Raw genomic sequence first — 18,173 nt, forward strand, 5'->3', positions numbered from 1 at the left:
TAGTCGCACCGATCAGATTTGACCGGGCGACTACTTTTAATTTTCGGGTTTAGGCTGGCTTTGCGGTTGGTTGGGCCGGTAGAAACGCCGCCCGTCCAAGGCAAAGACGCGTTCGGAAAACTCGCCGGGCGCTGTGTGATCAACTACCGTGTCGAGCATCATGATCGAGGCATCGAGTTCGTCGAGTTGGTGTAAAACTTCGGCTTCCCGTAACGCCGGCCGTACCGGCGAACCGTATTCTAACAACCCATGGTGACTTAACACCATGTGCCGGAGTAATAACACATCTTCGGCCTGTGGGTCTAACTTCAACGGATCACACGCGCGCACCAGTTCACCGTCGAGAAGCACAATGTGGCCCACCAGGTTCCCCGCTAACGTGTAAGTGGTCGCTTTGGGGCCGGACAACTCAATGGTCTTTCCCAGGTCGTGGAGAATCGCTCCCGCGTAAAGTAACGAACTGTTGAGATCTGGGTATTGGGTCACCACGTGATGCGCGAGTTTCAGGATTGAGATCGTGTGAAACGCCAGTCCGCCCTGAAAGGCGTGATGGTTACTCTTGGCCGCCGGGTACGTGAAGAACTGGTCGCGATACTGCGTGAGCAACTTCCGTACCAGGCGTTGCCAGGTGGGCTGTTCAATTTCAAAAATCGTCTGATTAACGTAATCCTCCATCGCCTCACGGGTCATCGGGGCCCGTTCGATGAAGTCACCCGCGGTCAGTCCGGTCTCCGCCGGTGCTACCTGCAGATGAAGAATCTTGATCTGCGGGTGCGTCTGGTACTTCTCCCGCCGACCTTGCAAGTGAACTACCTGTCCCGCCACAAAGTTCTCAATATCACTCGGCGACGCGTCCCAATATTTACCGGAAATCTCACCCGAACGGTCCTCGAACACCATGGCGATGTAGGGTTTCCCGTTCTTCGCCGTCCGAACATCGGCGGACTTCAGTAAGACGTAGAGGTCCACCGCGTCGTCCACGGCATAGTCTAACAACTGTTTCTTGGTCGTCATTTGAAAATCCCTCCTACTTTGAGGTTAATCTCACTACCTGGTTAGTCGGTCCCTGCGCCACGGTTTGAGCCGCGGAATCCGCCGTCAACAGGATAACCTGCAGCCGTTGACCTAATTTCGCCAACAACTGATAGGTCGCTTGTCGCCGGTTAGCATCAAAATTAACTAGCCCATCGTCAATCACGAGCGGCATGGCCGCTTGGGACTGCATCACCACGGCAAACGCCAGCTTAACGGCTAGGTCGAGTTGTTCGGCGGTGCCCCGGGACAGTTGCCCCACGGTCCGCCAAGCCCCATCGGCCCGTTGCACGCGCAACGTTTCCGTGGTCAATTCAATTTTAGTATACCGGTTTTCGGTGAGTTGCGCATAAAATTCTCCCGCCTGACTCACAATTTTCGGCAATCGATCGCCGGAAGCGGCCGCCAACGTCGCGGCAATCCACTGACTGGTCAACCGATCAAGGACCCATTCTCTGGCGGTGGCCTGCATGCTGGTCTCTAAATTCGCCAACTTCTGGCGCAAAACCGCCTGAGTCCCACTACTGGTCAGATGTGCTAACTGCCCAGCCAACGTGGCAAGGTGGGTGGTTACCGTATCTAACTGGTGTTGTAAATCGGTCGCGGTGGTTTGAGCCGTTTGCGTGGCCTGGGTAAGTGTCGCCTGATCCGTTTGTTGTAACTGCGCCAGCCGGTCGGACCCTAATTGCGTGGCCAATGCCTGGCGCTGTGCCGTCCGATTTCCCTGTTCGCGAATCGTCTGGTATTGGTGGTAAAATTCGGTTTCGTCGGCGACGTTACGGGTCCGTAAGAAGGTGGTCTGAGCAGCCTGCGCCGTGGTCAGCGCCGTCTGATCTCGTTTGAGTTGGGCCGTGAGCCCCGCCAGCTCCCCGTCCTGCGTTGCCAACTGTTGCTGGGTGGTCTGCAATTGTTCGAGCTGACGGAGAATCTCGCGGAAATCTTGGTGCGCCAGTGACGGCAACAGGGTCGTGACCGCCGTTTGAAAGGCTTGTTGCGGTTCGCCCGTTGCCGTCAGGCGCTGATGCACGCTCGCTAACTGCCGGGTCAGCCGCTCCCACTCTCCAATGGCGGCCTGCGCGGCCAACCACTGTTCGGCGGGGAGTCGTCCCAGATCGTGGGCGGTCCCAATAGCGTCAATCTGATCGGTCAACTCATCGATCCGTTGGCCCCCCTCCCGTAGTTGTGCCTGTAGGTCCTTGATATCATCGGCCAATTCCTGGAGCTGGCGACTAGCAGGGGTTTGACTGTCCACGACAAAAACCCCGTAGTACCCAATCACGATTCCCAGGGCCGCCCCCAGTAATTTGAACACGGTTCCGGGTAAAAACATTGCGCCAATCAACGCGACCAACCCGGCGGCTAACCACCCGACCTGTTTATCCCCCAAAGGATTACGGTGCTGCCGGGTCGGCTGTAGCCGGCGATAATCCTCATTCGCCTGGTTCAAGTTCTGTTGTAGCCGCCGGCGCTTCTGGTTCGCCAACGCCAGGTTATCTTGCAATTGTTTCAGCTGTTGCGTGGTCGCCAGTGAGAACGGTCGCGGCATTTGGCCGTTAGCCGTAGCGTATTGTCGTTCGATTCCCGTGGCCCGTTGTTCCAAGTCCTGTTGCTGGGCCAGTAGCCGGGCACGTTCCTGTTCGGTCTCCGTCACCGTGGCGAGTTGGGCCAGCAGTGGGGTCAACTGTGGCGTCACCTTCAAGGCTTCCTGAAACAGCTTTGGTAATTGCGTGTGTGATTGTAAATTCTGTAAGCGATGTTGGTCGGCCTTTAGCGCACTCTGCGCCGCAGTCACCTGGCTGGTCACCCGTTCGAAAGCCGTCACGTCGTCTTCCGTAAATCCCGTGGTTGCAACGGTCGGCTCCTGACCGAGGGTCTGCCACTGTTGATAAATTGGCCAAGCCTGTAACTGTTGGGTCAGGTCGTTAACGCGTTGCCGCGCCTCCGTTAACGCACGTTGCAGTGTCGCCTGCTGCTGCCGGGCATCCCCTTGATCCTGCAGCAAGCGCCAATAGTCCTGATAAGCGCCGTTAGCTTTTTCGAGTTTCGCGGTCAAGTCGCGATGTTGTTGTAGTTGCTGGTTTAGTTGTGGGTTACGGCCTTGTGGTTTGTACCGTTCATCGGCGGCCCTATCCAATTGTTGCGCCTGAGCCAGCCAGAAATCGCTTCCCACCGCCCCCACGTGGCGCAAGCGGTCCATCACCACCTGTTTCGACGCTTGAAAGACGGTACCTAACCGTAATTCGTTTAAGGCGTAGACGTTTTCAAACAGTTGCAGGTCTACCGGTGCCAGTAACTTAGGCAGCTGCGTCGCCGGTAACGTCAAGTCGGTGGTGCGGTTTTGCAAGGTGACCTTCCCCCCCCGTGGGCCGGCGACCCGGGTCACCCGGTAAACATTATCATCTTTCACCAGGTCTAGGCTACCACCAAACTGACTCCCATCGAGTGGTTCATACCGAAGCTCAGGGTGTTTCTTGGTTGGGAACCCAAACAAAATAGCGGTAATGAACTGGGTAAGGGTCGACTTACCCGCCTCGTTTGGTCCCAACAAAACGTTGAGTCCCGGTGTCAGATCGAAGGTTCGGTCGTGAAATTGGCCAAACCCCATTAAAGTGAGTGTCTTAAGGTACATCGGGCTCATCCCCCCTTTCCCGTTGAACGAGACGCTGGTTCGCGGCTTCCTGTAGCTCGGCCGGTGTGACCTGTGCCAACCAGGCCGCCAAACTCGGCTCCTGCGCCAACTTACCAAAAACGGTTTGAACGTTGGTGGCCGTGAAAACCTGGGCCGCCCCCTGCTCCCAGTAAGTCTGGTCGAGTTCTGGAGCTACTAATGTCGTCTTGGGTGGCGCCACAACCAGACGAACAAAGTAACGGTTAGCTGCTTGTAGGGCTGCTCGCTGGGTCCGTTGAAATAGGGCGGGCCACGTCGCCAACCGGGCCTGCTCCTCTGGGGCTAAGACCTGACTGGTGGTGATCGTTAGGGCCGTTAGGGTCGGTAATGCCGCGGGATGCGCCTTTAACCATGTCGTTAAGTCCTGCCCCAACGCCACCAACGTGGTCGCCGTCGTCGTCAAAGTCGCCGTTTCCCAGGCCATAACCGCCGTCGGAAAGAACTCCGGTACCAAGCGGTGGTCGTGACTGGTCACCAGATAGGCCCCCTTCACGCCGGTCTCATTAATCGCGCGACCCTGGGGATTGCCCGCGTACACGATAGGCGGGTTCTCCGCTAAGAGGCGGTGGTGGTGAATGTGACCAAGGGCCCAGTAATCATAGTGTTTCTGCTGAAGTTCCTCGAGGGTAAACGGTGCATAGTGGTCGTTTGCTCCCCCGGTGGCCACGGCGCCGTGGAGCATGCCTAGGTGCCAATCCGTAGCGGCGTGGACCGGATAAGCGGCCAACACGTCGTCACTCACCCATCGTTGCGGGTAGCTAAATCCGCTAATGGCAACGGTCTCCCCCGATTTTAAGGTGAGCGTCGTGGTCGTAACGTTGGCGCCAAACACCGTGACGTTCGCCGGATAAGCCACCAGTTGGTGTTGATCGGTCGCGTAGTCGTGATTGCCAAAGCTGATCACCACCGGAATCTGAGCCGCTTGTAAGCGAGCAAATTGGTCGAACAAGTAGGCCTGCGCGGCCACACTTTGTTCCGCCCGGTCAAAGAGGTCACCCGCCAGTAACACGAAGTCCACGTGCTCGGCCAAGGCCCGATCAAAGATCTTGGTTGCGGCCACAAAGGTTGAGTGACGAACCTGCGTTGCTAACTGGGTGGGGAGTCCGGTCAGACCTAAAAATGGGCTATCCAAATGCAAATCGGCAGCATGAATAAATTTCACGGTTGAGCATCTCCCTTCAAAAAAATCGCCGGTGCGCCCCTTCACTATAGAAGGAAAACACCGACGATTGAGTTTTAGCCTTGGTAAATATTCTGAATCGGCTTGGTAATCGTACTGTTTAAATCGTTTAAGATCTGATTGACGTCTTTTTCTTTTGCCATCAGGTCCTTAATGGCCGGCTTAGCCCCCACCTGGGTGGCTAATTCTTGCGCGTGCTTCAGTTCATCATCGCTCAATTGTTGCCCGGACATTTGCTTTTGTTGCAAACTCATTTGTAAGTTTTGGAAGTCTTGGAACAACTTGTAAGTGTCCGCATCCGCCTTCATGGTGGTGAAAGCAGTTTGGAGTGCTTGGTATTCCGGTGTTGCTTCTAATGCTTGGGCCACAGTGGCACCCAAGTCTTTTAGGTTTTCAGCCATAATGGGAGTTCCTCCTCGAATTTAAAACGTTCACCTAACATTGTACCATGCTTTGCAACCGCTCCCTAGGGGAGATTTAAAATTACTGGTTGCTTCCGAATTTCACCAGTAAACCACGCGATGGTTGGCTCGGTTAAGCATTAATTCACCACCGACTTCGCCTTTTCCCACCAGGATTTGACCTTGTCGGCCACGTTGTTAAACGACTTACCCGCGTTATCGATGCCCTTCTGAACGGAATCCCAGATGTCACTCGACGAGCTGGACGACCCGTTATTCTGGGCATTCGCCAGCGTCGAAGCGTCCTTAGTATCAAACGCCGTTCCCTTGGTGTTCGGTAAAATCCCTTGCATTTCGGCCTGGAAGAGCGGGCCTTCACCGGTCCCACTGACGTCCTCCAAGTGATGTTTACTACTGGTGCTGTCAAAGCCTTCCCAGGTGGTCACAACCACGTCAGGCGTGTAACCGACAATCCATTTGTCCCGGGTCGCATCGGCATCCCCGTCGGCTTCGGTACTCCCGGTCTTCCCGGCGATCGTATAGCCGTACGGTTTAGCGGTTGCCCCGGTCCCGTAGTTGAAGACACCCATCATCATACTGGTCATCTGTTTAGCGGTCTTGCTGGACATGACCTTAGTCGACTTGGCTGCCGTTTCGTTGGTATCGACCACCACGTTGCCCGACGCATCCACAATCTTACGAATATAGTGAGCCGAGTGCATCGTCCCGTTATTGGCAAACGCCGTGTAGGCCTGCGCCAATTGTTGTGGGGACACCCCGGTCTTCAGCCCCCCTAGCGCTAAGGCTAGGTTCTTGTCCGACTTGCTAACGGGGAGGCCAAACTTCTTGACCGACTCGTACCCTTTATCCACGCCAATCTTATTGAGTAACCAGACGGCCGGCGCGTTGGTACTTTGCGCCAGCGCCTGATACATCGGGATTTTTCCGCTGTAGACGCCCCCGTAGTTATGCGGCGTGTAATCATTACTGCCATAAGATTTCTTCTTATCGGTCAACTGGGAATCATAGTAGTAGCCATTTTCCAGTGCCGGCGTATAAACCGCCAACGGCTTAATGGTTGATCCCGGTTGCCGGCGCATTTGCGTCGCCCGGTTATACCCCCGGAAGACGTGTTTACCCCGGCCACCGACAACGGCTTCGACCCCGCCGGTATTGGGATCAACGGCGATGCTGGCCGCCTGGACTTTGGTGCCATCGCTGGCGTTCGCCGGGAAATAGGCACTGTTTTTAAACAGCGTCTGCATCTGCGTTTGGTTGCCCTGATCCAGGGTGGTGTAAATCTTATAACCCTTATTCATGATCTCGGATTCCGTGAGACCATACTTGCTGATGGCTTCATTAATCACCGCGTCGAAGAAATACGGGTACTTATAACTATTCTTGTACGTGTAATTATCGGTCGTGGCAATGGTCGTGGCCTGGTACTGCTTGGCCTGGGCTGTCGTGATGGCTCCGGTCTGAGCCATTAAGTCCAAGACCACGTTCCGCCGTTGCCGAGCGGCTTGCGGATGATCAATCGGATTATACCCGTTAGGATTGGTCAACATCCCCGCCAAAACAGCGGCTTGGGGCACCGTTAAATTGGCCGCAGAAGTACCAAAGTACCGTTCGGAGGCGTCTTGAACCCCCCAGACCCCGTTACCGAAGTAAGCGTTGGTCAGATACATCGCTAAAATGTCCTTCTTACTATAGACGTTTTCGACTTCGATCGATAAGAAGAGTTCCTTAAACTTCCGCGTAAAGGTTTGTTCCTGCGTCAGGTAGGCGTTTTTGACCAGTTGTTGGGTCAACGTACTTCCCCCACCACTGATGTAGTCGCGACCTAACAACTTATTTTTACCGTACAGATAGACGGCCCGGCCAATTCCCTTCACGGAAAAACCGTGTTCCTTGTAGAAGTGCCGGTCTTCCGTCGAGATGACGGCCTGTTGAATATTGGGTGAAATCTGTGACAGTGGCACGGACGTCCCCTTCTGCGAGTACAGCGTGCCAGCCTTTTGGTTGTGCCGATCATAAATCTGAGTGGGGTTATCCAAAGCGGCCTTTAAATCACCAACGTTGGCGGTCTTGGCCATAAAGGTCAAATAGCCACTCATCAGTAAAAAGCCGGTCATAAAAATCACGATCAGCCACCGCGTCAACTGAAACCGATGCCAGAAGCGCTTGAACCGCGCTTTGAATCCCCGTTCGGTCGTTGGGTTTGGTTGTTGGTTATCCATGAAATAGCCTCTTCTAATAGAAAATAGACGCTGGGATTGGCTTGCCCGCACACGGCTCAGACACGACCGTGATAGGACCCGGAAACAAAACAGCCAGTCCGCACGTCGGCGAACCGCGGCGGCCCCCATCAGGTTCGAGGGTTCCGCCTAACAATATGGTCTATTTTAGCATAGACCGGCCCCCGTGCTAGGCTTTCACGGAAACTTTATGAAGCTTTAATCCACCTTAAAAACCAACGAAAAACCGGTCCACCCCCAAGATTAGCGGACTGGACCGGTCGTAACGGTGTTTAATTAGTGCACAATTTCTGGATTCATTTCGGCCGCAATTTGGTCATGGAGTTTTTCCGCCACGGCCGCACTGGGACTAATAATAAAAATGGTATCGTGGCCCGCTAACGTTCCCGCAATCTCGGGTAAATTCAGGTCGTCAAAGATTGCGGCCAACAGGTTCCCGTTACTCGGCAGCGTTTTCAAAATATTGACGAATTCGACCCGGGTCAAGCCGGTAACCACTTCATTAATGGTCTCACGGAGGTGCTCTTCTTCACTCCGATTACCCGCCTTAAAAATCGTGTAGCGCAAGTGACCGTGACCGTCCTGGGCCTTAACAATCTGCATCTCGCGAATGTCGCGCGAAATGGTGGCCTGGGTGGCCTGAATTCCCACGGTCTGAAGCCGTTCCATCAGTTCCTCTTGGGTCCCGATGGGATATTGGTTAATCAACTGCTCAATCCGTGCTTGGCGAATGCTCTTCTTCATGACTAATAGCCCCCTCCGCATAAAATTGCATGGCGTAAAATCCAAGAATGGGGTTTTCGCCACCAATCATTGAATATTTATGAATTCAGTGTACCAAATATTCGTTTTCAACGCAAAAAAAGGCACCATTGCTGATCAGCAACGGTACCTTCAAGGCTAACTAAGCCGTTCTTTACATTTCGTCTGGTGCTTGGACCCCTAAGAGGCGTAGGGCTTCCTTTAAGACCGTGGAGACGGCCTTCACTAAGGCTAACCGGGCGGAAAGTTCCGCGTCATCGGTCAAAATCTTAGCGTGCGCGTAGTATTTGTTAAAGGTCTTGGCTAACCGGATCGCGTACTTGGCGATCACGGAAGGTTCCAATTCGTCGCAAGCCATCTTCACGATTTGGGGGAAGTCCGCTAACGCCTTGATGGTGTCCCAAGCCAACGGATCGGTCAGTTGATTAGCATCGGCCGTCACGTCAACGTGAGCCGCCTTGCGCAGGATACTTTCGGCCCGGGCGTGGGCGTATTGAACGTAAGGGCCGGTTTCCCCTTCAAACTTCAACTGGTCGGCTAAGACGAAGTCGATGTTGTTGGTCCGTTCGTTCTTCAGGTCGCCGAAGACGATGGCACCGACCCCGACCTGCTTAGCGACTTCATCCTTGTTGGCTAAAGTCGGGTTCTTTTCGGCAATTTCTTCTTGGGCCAACTTGACGGATTCTTCCAAAACCTTGGCCAACAAGATGATCCGACCTGAACGAGTGGACAACTTTTTGCCGTCCACGGTAATCAGACCGAACGGCACGTGTTGTAAGTTCGGCGCGGACTTCACGCCCATTTCTTCCAATACGGCCTTCAATTGCTTAAAGTAGTAAGTCTGTTCGGACCCGACCACGTACAGGTTCTTAACGGGACTGTAGGTCCGATCCCGGTACAACGCCGTGGCGATGTCTCGCGTAATGTACAGTGAGGCGCCATCACTCTTCAAAATCAAGGCCGGGTTCAGGTCGTACTTGCTTAAGTCGACCACTTGGGCCCCTTGTGATTCCACTAACAGGTGCTTATCCTTCAAGAGTTGAACGACTTCGGCTAACTTATCGTTGTAGAAGGCTTCCCCGTTATAGGTGTCGAACTTAACGCCCAGTTCCTTGTAGACGTCGTTAAATTCTTGTAAGGACACTTCCCGGAACCATTCCCAAAGCTTGTGGGCTTCGGGATCGCCGGCTTCGAGCTTCCGGAACCATTCCCGCGCTATGTCGTCGAGTTCGGGCTTATCAACGTCTTCCTTATGGAACCGCACGTAGTATTCCACCAACTTGTTGATGGGGTCCTTCTTGACGTCGGCTTCATTCCCCCACAGCTTGTAAGCGGTGATCAGTTTCCCGAATTGCGTCCCCCAGTCCCCCAAGTGATTATCCTTGATGGGATGATAACCGTTCTTGGTTAAGATGTTAGCGATCGAGTTTCCAATCACCGTGGACCGTAAGTGCCCCATGGACATCGGCTTGGCAATGTTCGGTGACGACATGTCGATCGGCACGTTGCCGTTATTACCGTCTTGGTTTTGACCGTAATCGGCGCCGGCCGTCAAGACCGTCTTTAACGTGTCCGCACTGTACCCCGCCTTATCGAAGAAGAAGTTCAGGTAAGGTCCGACAACTTCCACCTTTTCAAAGTCGGTGGTATCGAGTTTGTCCGCCAAATTTTGTGCGATTTGCTGTGGTGCCTGGTGCAGTAACTTAGCTAGGGTAAACGTGGGAAACGCAATGTCCCCTTTGTTCGACGTCTTCGGCCGTTCTAACTTCGCCCGAACATCTTCGGCCGTTAATTGACCGTCTAAGGCTGCTACCAACGCAGCGGTCACTTTTTGTTTGTAATCCATCTGAATTCCTCCTTGATTAAGCGGGCTCACGAGACAAAAAAACGCCCCTTACAACTTTCTGTAAGAGACGAGATTTTCCCGCGGTACCACTCTAATTGACTTTAACAGTCCACTTAAATGATTAATTCATCTTTGACCGGTTAGTCCGTTTCGGTTCGACGATTCATCCGGCTTTCACCCGCCCGGACTCGCTGTGTAATCGACACAAACCTACTTATCTAACCGCTGAAACTAAACCTTCGAATAAAATAAGAAAGACGGCCCTATTTGGCCGCCTCATTCGAAAGCGGGTGACGGGAATCGGACCCGCGACACAAGCTTGGGAAGCTTGGATTTTACCACTAAACTACACCCGCACAACACAAATGAGTATAGCATATCATTTGTGAGTTGTCATTACTTTTTGCAAAAAAATTCAAATTTTCTATTTTTATCCTGCTTAGTCCTTGGGAGCACTGGTCAATTTGGCCGTCGACTTCCGAACCACGGCGCGGTTATTCATGTCACCGACCGCCGTTTTATCGGCCGGATTGTAGTCTCTGATTTCAACCAGAACTGAATTATCATACACCTTGGTGATTTCACCGGTAAAATTATGTTCCAGCGGGCCAAACTTCTTGGCCTTGATGTAGTCGCCAACCTTCAAGGCATCCTCTTCGGGTGCTTCAGTCTTTTCTGTCTTATCAGCCATTACTGGTCGCCCCTTTCATCATGCAATATCCCATTATAGCCAAGTTCATCAAGGACCGCAAGCACCTTGACTGGGGTTTGCAACTGAATTGTAAGGTGTTTGCAATAATTTGAAAAAGCCGAACCTTGTATCCGGTTTCGTCAATCGAACCCGTAAAAGCCGATAGTTCTCCCTTTTCAAGTTCCGTTGCAGCCTCAATTTAGTTTGATTCCCGAACGACAAATTTCTTAATACCGAAGCGTACCACATACCCAATCTCGAAAAGATACGTTATAATCGAACCATTGTCACCCGGAAAAAATTGAGGATGAACCGCTGACCATAGGAGGAGAAACTAATATGATGAAGACTTGGCACCATTGGGTGGTTCGCGGAACCGCTCTGGTTGCTGGCTGTTTGGGGCTGTGGTTAGGGACCACAACCGTTGCCAGCGCTAACACAATCAACGACTATATCGCAAATCAAAACTACGGCACCCCGACCATTACGAGTAATATCTGGTCCGGGTTTCCCAAGCTAAAGTACCGCAATAATCATCCCGAGGGCGTGGTGGTCCACGAAACGGCCAACCCCAATTCAACGATTTATAACGAAATTACCTATATGAAGAACAATTATCAAAACGCATTCGTGCATTCGTTCGTTGATGCCAGTCACATCATTAACATCGCGAACACGAACTACCTGTCCTGGGGGTCTGGTCCCATGGGGAACGCCCGTTACGTGCAGTTTGAACAGGTCGAGGTCCATTCCAAAGGGGCCTTCGCCAGTGAACTGAATAACGCCGCGTACTACACGGCCTATATTCTGAAACAATACGGGTTAACGCCCAAGTACCAATCGACGGTCTTGTCCCACCACGACGTTTCCACCTTATTAGGTGGCACTAACCATACCGATCCGGATGGGTACTGGTCCACCAATGCTCGCAGTTACTTCGGTACCACTTACACCATGCGCGACTTCATGACGCTGGTCAACGCGCAATACGCCAAGTTAAGTGGCACGACGACCACGACGCCGAACGCCGACTCGTCAAGTACCACTAGTACGACGGATTCCAGTGCGGTAACAACGACTCCCAGCACCCCACACGTGACGGCAACGGCCAAAACCGTGACCTACAACCACGGGGGGAACAACGAAACGGCCACGTTGGCGAATAACTACACGAACTGGACGGTCTACAATCACGTTAAGGGCACTAAGGGCGCCTACAAGATTGGCTGGGGCCGTTTAAGCGGTGATCATCGTGGGGCTAAGGTCTACGTCGACAGTCGCGGCGTTAAGCGCGGCGGTTGGAGTGGCACCTGGTACCGGATTCGTTTCGCTAAGAACTCCGGGTACAAGTACTGGGTTTACAGTAAGACGTTGAACTTCCCGAAGGTCACCTATAGTGATGCTAGTGGGAGTGCCACGTTGAAAACCACGACACGCTTGCCCCTGTACAATCACGTTTTAAACTCAAACTACCTGTCCAAGACCACGGCCTACACCACCGACTTCGGTGCGGGAACCACCGCTAAGGTCAATAAGAAGGGCTACAAGGCCACGGACGGGTCAACCTGGTACCGACTGACCCTTAACGGAAAAACTTACTGGGCGAACGAAAATAGCTTGAATTTCTAACCTGCAACTCATTTCTGAGCTTGGCGCTTGGCGTCAGGCTCTTTTTTTCGCCCACTTCTGAGCGGATGTCTTCACCCACTTAACCTACTGGTCAGACGCGTCGCCCAAGTGATTGACAGCTAGAACTAATCTTTGGACCTTAACTTTTACTTATCACTGGCTAAATTACCGCCCCGCCATCCCCAAGTTATGGTAGGCTAAAGTTAAACGTCTTGGGGGAAGGAAGCGATTGTATGTGGTTAACCTTGCACTTTTGGACTTGGGTTGTCTTAACCCTGTCCGTGTTAATCGGTCTCACACGCCACGCTGAAAAACGGGTCACCCAGTTTCTGCTACTCGCGCGTTGCGCTTACTTGGTGATGATTATCAGCGGCGTCGTGCTCAGTATTCGTACTTTCGGGCATAACCCGTTCTTAGTGAGCCTTAAATTTGCGTTGGGGATTGGCACCATCGCCTTAATTGAAATTAGTTTTGGCCGTAAAATGGAGCGGGATCAAACCCACCTGGTGTACTTCATCATGGGCATCGTGGGTTTGATCACCGCTGGGTTGGGCCTAATGCTCGCCTTCAAGTAACCTTTCAACGGGTGGACCCACGGGTCACACCCGTTTTTTTAAAAGTCAAAAGCGCCGTGAACGGATGGTTCCGCTCACGGCGCTTTTTAGGTCATTATCTAGTTATTTTTTTGTAACTTTAACGCCTTTTCCAGCGTCCGATCCACCAAGATGGATTGTCCATCGGCCACCGGATACGTGGTTTCGGGTTCCCGCTCGTTGGCTAAGGACAACTCCGTGCAGCCTAAGATAACCACGTCGGCGTGTTGGTCTTCAACCATCTGCCGCACAATCCCGTGGAACAGTTGCGCGTCCACCGTGTTATTTTCCTTGATGTCGTCGTAAATCAGTTCCATGGTTTGCGCTTCGATGGTTTCGCTCGGTAAGACCGGCGTCAAACCCGCGCGAACCAGTTCGTCTTCGTAAATTTTATCGGCGATGGTCCCCCGCGTGCCGGTAATCCCAATCCGCTGCGCGTTTGGATACTTGCGCTGAATCTCCTTGACCGTTTCACGCGGCATGTGCAGGATGGGTACGTCCGTAGCCGCCTGTAACTCGTCAAAGAAATAGTGAGCCGTGTTGCAAGGTAAGGTGAAAAACTCCGGCTTTAGCAGACTCTGTTGCCGGATATCTTCCAATAGGCTAGGTAGCGGACTTTCTTGAGTGTGGTCCAAGATATAAGTCGTTCGGTCCGGGACCGTGGCGTGGTTCACCAAGATATAATTCAAATACTCCTGATCAGCGTGCGCCGGTGTCCGTAAGTTCAACTGGTGCAGGTAACTTTCGGTGGCCATGGTACCCATGCCGCCAATAATCGTAAAGAATTTTTGCATAAGTCTTACCCCTTATTTTCCGCAAAGTACTTCTTAAAGTTAAGTGTGTAATTGTGTTCCATCCACTTGATCAACGCCCAGCGTTTCAGGTTCATGTCCTGGTCGTAACGGTAAGTTGTGCCGTAATGCCCCGCCGCAATCAACTTCAAGGCGCGCTCTTTATCCGCGTTTTCTCGAGTATACTGCTTAAAGACCTTCACGGGAACCCCCAACCATAAAGCGTGCTGGCCTTCGTCTTGGTTCCCATAAACGGTCGGCGCGTCCTTTAAACTGTGGGTCACGTAGTCTTTAACCACCCAGTCAGCCAGGTTATAGCCGTTAAGCGTCACGAAGAAGCTACTCCGCCCCTGGCGCAAGTTGATCTCAAACAACTTAAAGGACTGGTCGCGTGAATCGTACTTCATGTCGAAGTTGGCGTAGCCGGTAAAGTTGATGGCTTCCAGAAACTTCTGAATATCTTGGTAAATCGTTTCGTTGTATTCCGGAATGATCGCCACGTAGTTGCCAATGGCCGACGGGGCGCAGTCTTCCAGTAACGGGTGCCCCAAACACATCATCTTAACGTGGTGGTCTTGGTCCACGTAGGCGTTTAACACCCGCATGTTACTGTCATCACCGGGGATAAAGTCCTGTAAGATCAGGTCGGACGTGTAACCGTTGGTGTAAATCTTACCCACGATATCTTTGAATTCGGCTTCGGATTGAATCCGGAAGGCCTTCTTCCGCCCTTCGAAGTGCACGTCGAGCCATTCAACACTGTTGGCGGGTTTCAAGGCCACCGGGTAGCCAAACGGTTGATCGATGGGCTCACCACTGGTGGCTTCGGCCTTGGTGATGATCCGCGTGTGCGGGTAAGGTAACCCGTACTGATCACAGACCTTGTAGAAGTTTTCCTTGTTGTTCAACTGACGTAACTGGTCGTAATCGACGTACGGACAGATGAAGACGTCTTCAAGTTCCGCCTTATGCTTACTGATCAGCTCGGCGTAGCCATCCCCACACCCAATCAAAATCACGGGTTCGGGATGGGTCGCGTAGCGTTCTTTCAATTTACGCATGGTTTCGATCCAGACCGGGTCTTCGTCAAACCCAGGAATCAGTTCCAGGTTAACTACCTTAGTGTAACGGGTCGGTGCCAGTTGAATGCTGGCAAAGGCCTGAACGGGTTCGTGGTACAGGTCATAAAACGACCGCGCCATCCCGTAAACGTTAAAGTCACTCCCCAATAAGACTGGGGTAAATTTGACGCCGTTTTTGGTTTCCATAACTAAACAAAGTCCCTTCACAACTACTTAGGCAACGCAGGTGGTTGCTGATTTTTTGCTAATACTTTTTTATTTTGATTATCGGGCGTGATAAACTGTATGCCCTGCTTCGAACCTACCACAACTCTTTAACAGAATCGATAGTTATGCTCAAAAAATACTTTTTCCTAATAAACAGTCGCTGACTACTCGTTGATCCCATCATGCGGCCATTAAAAAATCAAGGTTGTTAGCGGACGAGTCCAATAACAACCTTGATCGTTAGTGGCGCAACTCTACGTCGTCGCCGGTTATTTAAATTTGGGTCCGGTGCACCAGATCCACCGTCTTAGCCGTCGTGTCTTCTGGGAAGTACACTTCGTACCAGAGAATGAACGTGTAGATGGTGAAGATCTTTTGCATGCTGGACTTACCGTTGATGTGTTCGTGTAAGATGTCCATCAAGGCATCGGTGTTGAAGAACTTGTGGGCCACGTCGGAATTGAAGGCTTCAATGATCCGGGACTTGTAAGGTTCTTCCTTGATCCAGGTGGCAATTGGGGATGGGAAGCCCATCTTTTCCTTCTTAGCCACCCGTTCTGGCAGTTCGGCTTCGGCCGCGGTCCGAAGAGAAATCTTGGTTTCGTCCGCGTGAATCCGCGTCTTAACTGGCATGGTGGCCGCAAACTTAGCGACTTCCTTATCCACCAACGGCGTCCGCACTTCTAGTGAGTTCGCCATACTCATCCGGTCGGCCTTGTGTAAGATATCGTAAGGTAACCAGGTGTTGATGTCGAAGTATTGCATCTGCGTCATTTCGTCTAAGCCCTTCACGTCATCGAAGAGGTGTTGGGTGTAGGCTCCGGCGTCTTGGTTCAACTTCGGGTTCTTCAGAATCTGGTTCCGATCGTGGTAGTCGAAGACGTAGTTGACCCGGTAGTAACGTTCGCTTAACGGTTCCGCCCCCCGGACTAAGAACCGGCGACCGTGGAACCGTGGCAAGCGTTCGGCAATGGCGCCCAGACCCTTCCGAATTGGCTTAGGGACCCACTTTTGATAACGTTCAAACGGAATGGCTTCCAAGTAAGTGTTGTAACCGCCGAAGAATTCGTCGGCCCCTTCCCCAGACAAGGCCACCTTCACGCTCTTGCGCGTTCCCTTAGACAGGTAATACAGTTGCATGGCCGATGGGTTGGATAACGGTTCGTCCATGTAGTACATGATAGTTGGCAGGATATCGAAGTAGTCGTCACCGGTCATGTACAGGGGTGTGTTCTTTTGCTTGATTTCCTTGGCAAATTCCGTGGACCAACTCAGCTCACTGTACTTGGAGTTCTTGAATCCTAAGGAGAAGGATTGAATGGGCTTTAACTTGGAGGCTTCGTTCAACACGTAGGAAGAATCGATCCCGCTGGATAAGAAGCTCCCCACTTCCACGTCGGCAATCATGTGGGCCTTCACGGATTCGTCGACGAGACCGCGAATCTTCTTGGCGTCGCCTTCAACCGTTTGGCTGTTGTCGATGTGATCGTAGCTAAACTTGAAGTAGCGGTGCGTTTCCGTCTTACCGGCCTTGTGTAAGAAGTATTGACCCGGTAACACCTTGTAGACGTGTTTAAACATGGTATCGCGAGAAGGAATAAATTCAAAACTCAAGTGGATTGGTAAGAGTTCTTCGTTAAATTCCTTCTTGAAGTTTGGGTGTTCCAAGAACGCCTTGATTTCGGAACCCCATAGGAAGGTGTCGCCATCGTCGTAATAGTATAGCGGCTTAATCCCGAAGTGATCCCGGGCACCGAACACTTCATTTTTGGTCTTGTCGTAGATCACGAAGGCGAACATCCCCCGTAACCGGTCGAGCAACTTGGGACCCCAAGCGTCGTAACCGTGAATCAAGACTTCGGAATCCACATCCGTTTTGAATTCGTAACCCAACTTTTGCAGGTCAGCCCGAATTTCTTGGTAGTTATAGATTTCACCGTTAAAGGTCAAAACCTTGGTTTGGTCCCGGTTGTACATCGGTTGCTTCCCGTGAGCTAAGTCAATGATTGACAACCGCCGGAACCCCATAACAGCCTGGTCATCGCTGAAATAGGCCTCGTCATCGGGCCCCCGGTGTTTGATGCGATCCGCCATATCGTTGATGGTATTAGCGGGAACATCCTTTTGGTTCACATAACCAACGAATCCACACATGTGCGTATCCCCTTTTGAATTTAATCTGTCTGTTGTTACTCTAAGCCTCTATTGAAACACAACACCCATCATTTTAGCAAATTTAATTTGCGAATACCATCATATTACGGATTCTTTACCAGACCGTTAAGATCTGCCGGAACCCCCACCCAATGGGCTTACTGCGGGGCCACTTGTTGCAGCTGATCAACATCGATCACCCGAATTTCCCGGCGGCCACTGGTCACGATGGCCCCCGCCGTCACTAGCTGTTTAAGCTTGCGACTAAGCGATTCCGGCGTCATTCCCAGATACGCCGCCAGGTCCTGCTTACTCATGGGTAACGTCACCGTCGTGGCTTGCCCCTGGCTCAGATCCATCAGGTATCCAGCTAAGCGGGGTAACGCGTCGGGAATCGCCAGTAAGGTGGCCTGGTGTTCGGCGCTCTTCAGCCGCACCGCTAGAGCTCCCAGTAGGGATAACGCTAGTGGGGGCATCCGCTGAATCAGGTCGGTCAACGCGTCCCGTGAGATGGTGCAAAGCTCCGTCACCTGGGTCGCCTCAGCGTAGTTATTGTGGATTTCATCGGTGAACAACGCAATTTCGCCGATAAAGTCGCCGGGATTCAACACCCGTAAGACCCGTTCTTTCCCATCGTCGGCTAGATGATACAGGCGAACCTGTCCGGTGTTCACGATGTACAACGTTTGGGAAACTTCATCGGGGCGAAAAACCGTCTGCCCCTTCTTGGCGTGAATCGGTCGGGTCACCGAAGCGACCGAAGTCAGCTGGGGGTGTGCGAGTTGCTGAAAAATCGGCACCCCCGAGACACACTCTAATTCACGCGCCAATGAATGCTGATGTTCTGCTACGTGTTCGCCCATAACTTTACCGTCCTTT

14 protein-coding genes and 1 tRNA gene are annotated in these 18,173 nt (G+C 52.3%); 2 read left to right on the top strand and 13 right to left on the bottom strand.

Annotated elements, in window-relative coordinates; all coding sequences use genetic code 11:
* Nucleotides 1-36 precede the first annotated feature (36 nt).
* From FD25_RS11005 to FD25_RS11045, 9 genes are all read right to left on the bottom strand, one after another.
* Entirely contained in the window at nucleotides 37-1,014 is a 978-nt protein-coding gene (locus FD25_RS11005; protein ID WP_057804198.1) for a 3'-5' exoribonuclease YhaM family protein, read from the bottom strand.
* A 13-nt stretch (nucleotides 1,015-1,027) separates the two neighbouring features.
* Nucleotides 1,028-3,661 (bottom strand): ATP-binding protein, encoded by a 2,634-nt coding sequence (locus FD25_RS11010; RefSeq protein ID WP_057804201.1) that lies wholly within the window; start codon nucleotides 3,659-3,661, stop codon nucleotides 1,028-1,030.
* A complete protein-coding gene (locus FD25_RS11015) occupies nucleotides 3,651-4,862 on the bottom strand; it encodes a metallophosphoesterase family protein (RefSeq protein WP_057804203.1) in 1,212 nt (403 codons plus the stop codon). The genes FD25_RS11010 and FD25_RS11015 overlap by 11 nt, the downstream gene beginning before the upstream one ends.
* Nucleotides 4,863-4,936: 74 nt before the next feature.
* Nucleotides 4,937-5,281: a YlbF family regulator gene (locus FD25_RS11020; RefSeq protein WP_057804205.1), complete on the bottom strand. Its 345-nt coding sequence runs from the start codon at nucleotides 5,279-5,281 to the stop codon at nucleotides 4,937-4,939.
* Nucleotides 5,282-5,421: 140 nt separating this feature from the next.
* Complete coding sequence (locus FD25_RS11025) at nucleotides 5,422-7,521, bottom strand: PBP1A family penicillin-binding protein (protein WP_057804207.1); 2,100 nt, start codon at nucleotides 7,519-7,521, stop codon at nucleotides 5,422-5,424.
* Nucleotides 7,522-7,815: 294 nt separating this feature from the next.
* Entirely contained in the window at nucleotides 7,816-8,283 is a 468-nt protein-coding gene (locus tag FD25_RS11030; protein ID WP_057804209.1) for an arginine repressor, read from the bottom strand.
* 172 nt (nucleotides 8,284-8,455) lie between these two features.
* Nucleotides 8,456-10,147, bottom strand: a complete 1,692-nt coding sequence (gene argS / locus FD25_RS11035) for an arginine--tRNA ligase (RefSeq protein WP_057804211.1) — start codon at nucleotides 10,145-10,147, stop codon at nucleotides 8,456-8,458.
* A 285-nt stretch (nucleotides 10,148-10,432) separates the two neighbouring features.
* Nucleotides 10,433-10,503 (bottom strand) — tRNA-Gly (locus FD25_RS11040).
* An 83-nt stretch (nucleotides 10,504-10,586) separates the two neighbouring features.
* Nucleotides 10,587-10,838 (bottom strand): DUF2187 domain-containing protein, encoded by a 252-nt coding sequence (locus tag FD25_RS11045; protein ID WP_057804213.1) that lies wholly within the window; start codon nucleotides 10,836-10,838, stop codon nucleotides 10,587-10,589.
* 339 nt (nucleotides 10,839-11,177) lie between these two features.
* On the opposite strand from FD25_RS11045, the gene FD25_RS11050 reads away from it, so the two are divergent.
* Both FD25_RS11050 and FD25_RS11055 read left to right on the top strand, forming a co-directional pair.
* The gene (locus FD25_RS11050) at nucleotides 11,178-12,467 is read left to right on the top strand and encodes a peptidoglycan recognition protein family protein (protein WP_225428563.1); all 1,290 of its coding nucleotides are present in this window, start codon (nucleotides 11,178-11,180) and stop codon (nucleotides 12,465-12,467) included.
* Nucleotides 12,468-12,700: 233 nt separating this feature from the next.
* Nucleotides 12,701-13,042, top strand: coding sequence for a DUF1516 family protein (locus tag FD25_RS11055; RefSeq protein WP_057804216.1), 342 nt, complete (start codon nucleotides 12,701-12,703; stop codon nucleotides 13,040-13,042).
* 98 nt (nucleotides 13,043-13,140) lie between these two features.
* On the opposite strand, the gene FD25_RS11060 is transcribed toward FD25_RS11055, so the two are convergent.
* The 4 genes from FD25_RS11060 to FD25_RS11075 all read right to left on the bottom strand — a co-directional run bounded on the left by FD25_RS11060 (nucleotide 13,141) and on the right by FD25_RS11075 (nucleotide 18,157).
* Complete coding sequence (locus FD25_RS11060; protein ID WP_057804218.1) at nucleotides 13,141-13,854, bottom strand: aspartate/glutamate racemase family protein; 714 nt, start codon at nucleotides 13,852-13,854, stop codon at nucleotides 13,141-13,143.
* A 5-nt stretch (nucleotides 13,855-13,859) separates the two neighbouring features.
* Entirely contained in the window at nucleotides 13,860-15,119 is a 1,260-nt protein-coding gene (locus tag FD25_RS11065) for a carboxylate--amine ligase (RefSeq protein WP_057804220.1), read from the bottom strand.
* A gap of 294 nt (nucleotides 15,120-15,413) precedes the next feature.
* Nucleotides 15,414-17,294, bottom strand: coding sequence for an asparagine synthase (glutamine-hydrolyzing) (gene asnB / locus FD25_RS11070; protein WP_057804222.1), 1,881 nt, complete (start codon nucleotides 17,292-17,294; stop codon nucleotides 15,414-15,416).
* A 158-nt stretch (nucleotides 17,295-17,452) separates the two neighbouring features.
* Entirely contained in the window at nucleotides 17,453-18,157 is a 705-nt protein-coding gene (locus tag FD25_RS11075) for a Crp/Fnr family transcriptional regulator (RefSeq protein WP_057804224.1), read from the bottom strand.
* Nucleotides 18,158-18,173 lie beyond the last annotated feature (16 nt).

The sequence above is a fragment of the Levilactobacillus acidifarinae DSM 19394 = JCM 15949 genome, assembly GCF_001434835.1.
GTDB lineage: Bacteria > Bacillota > Bacilli > Lactobacillales > Lactobacillaceae > Levilactobacillus > Levilactobacillus acidifarinae.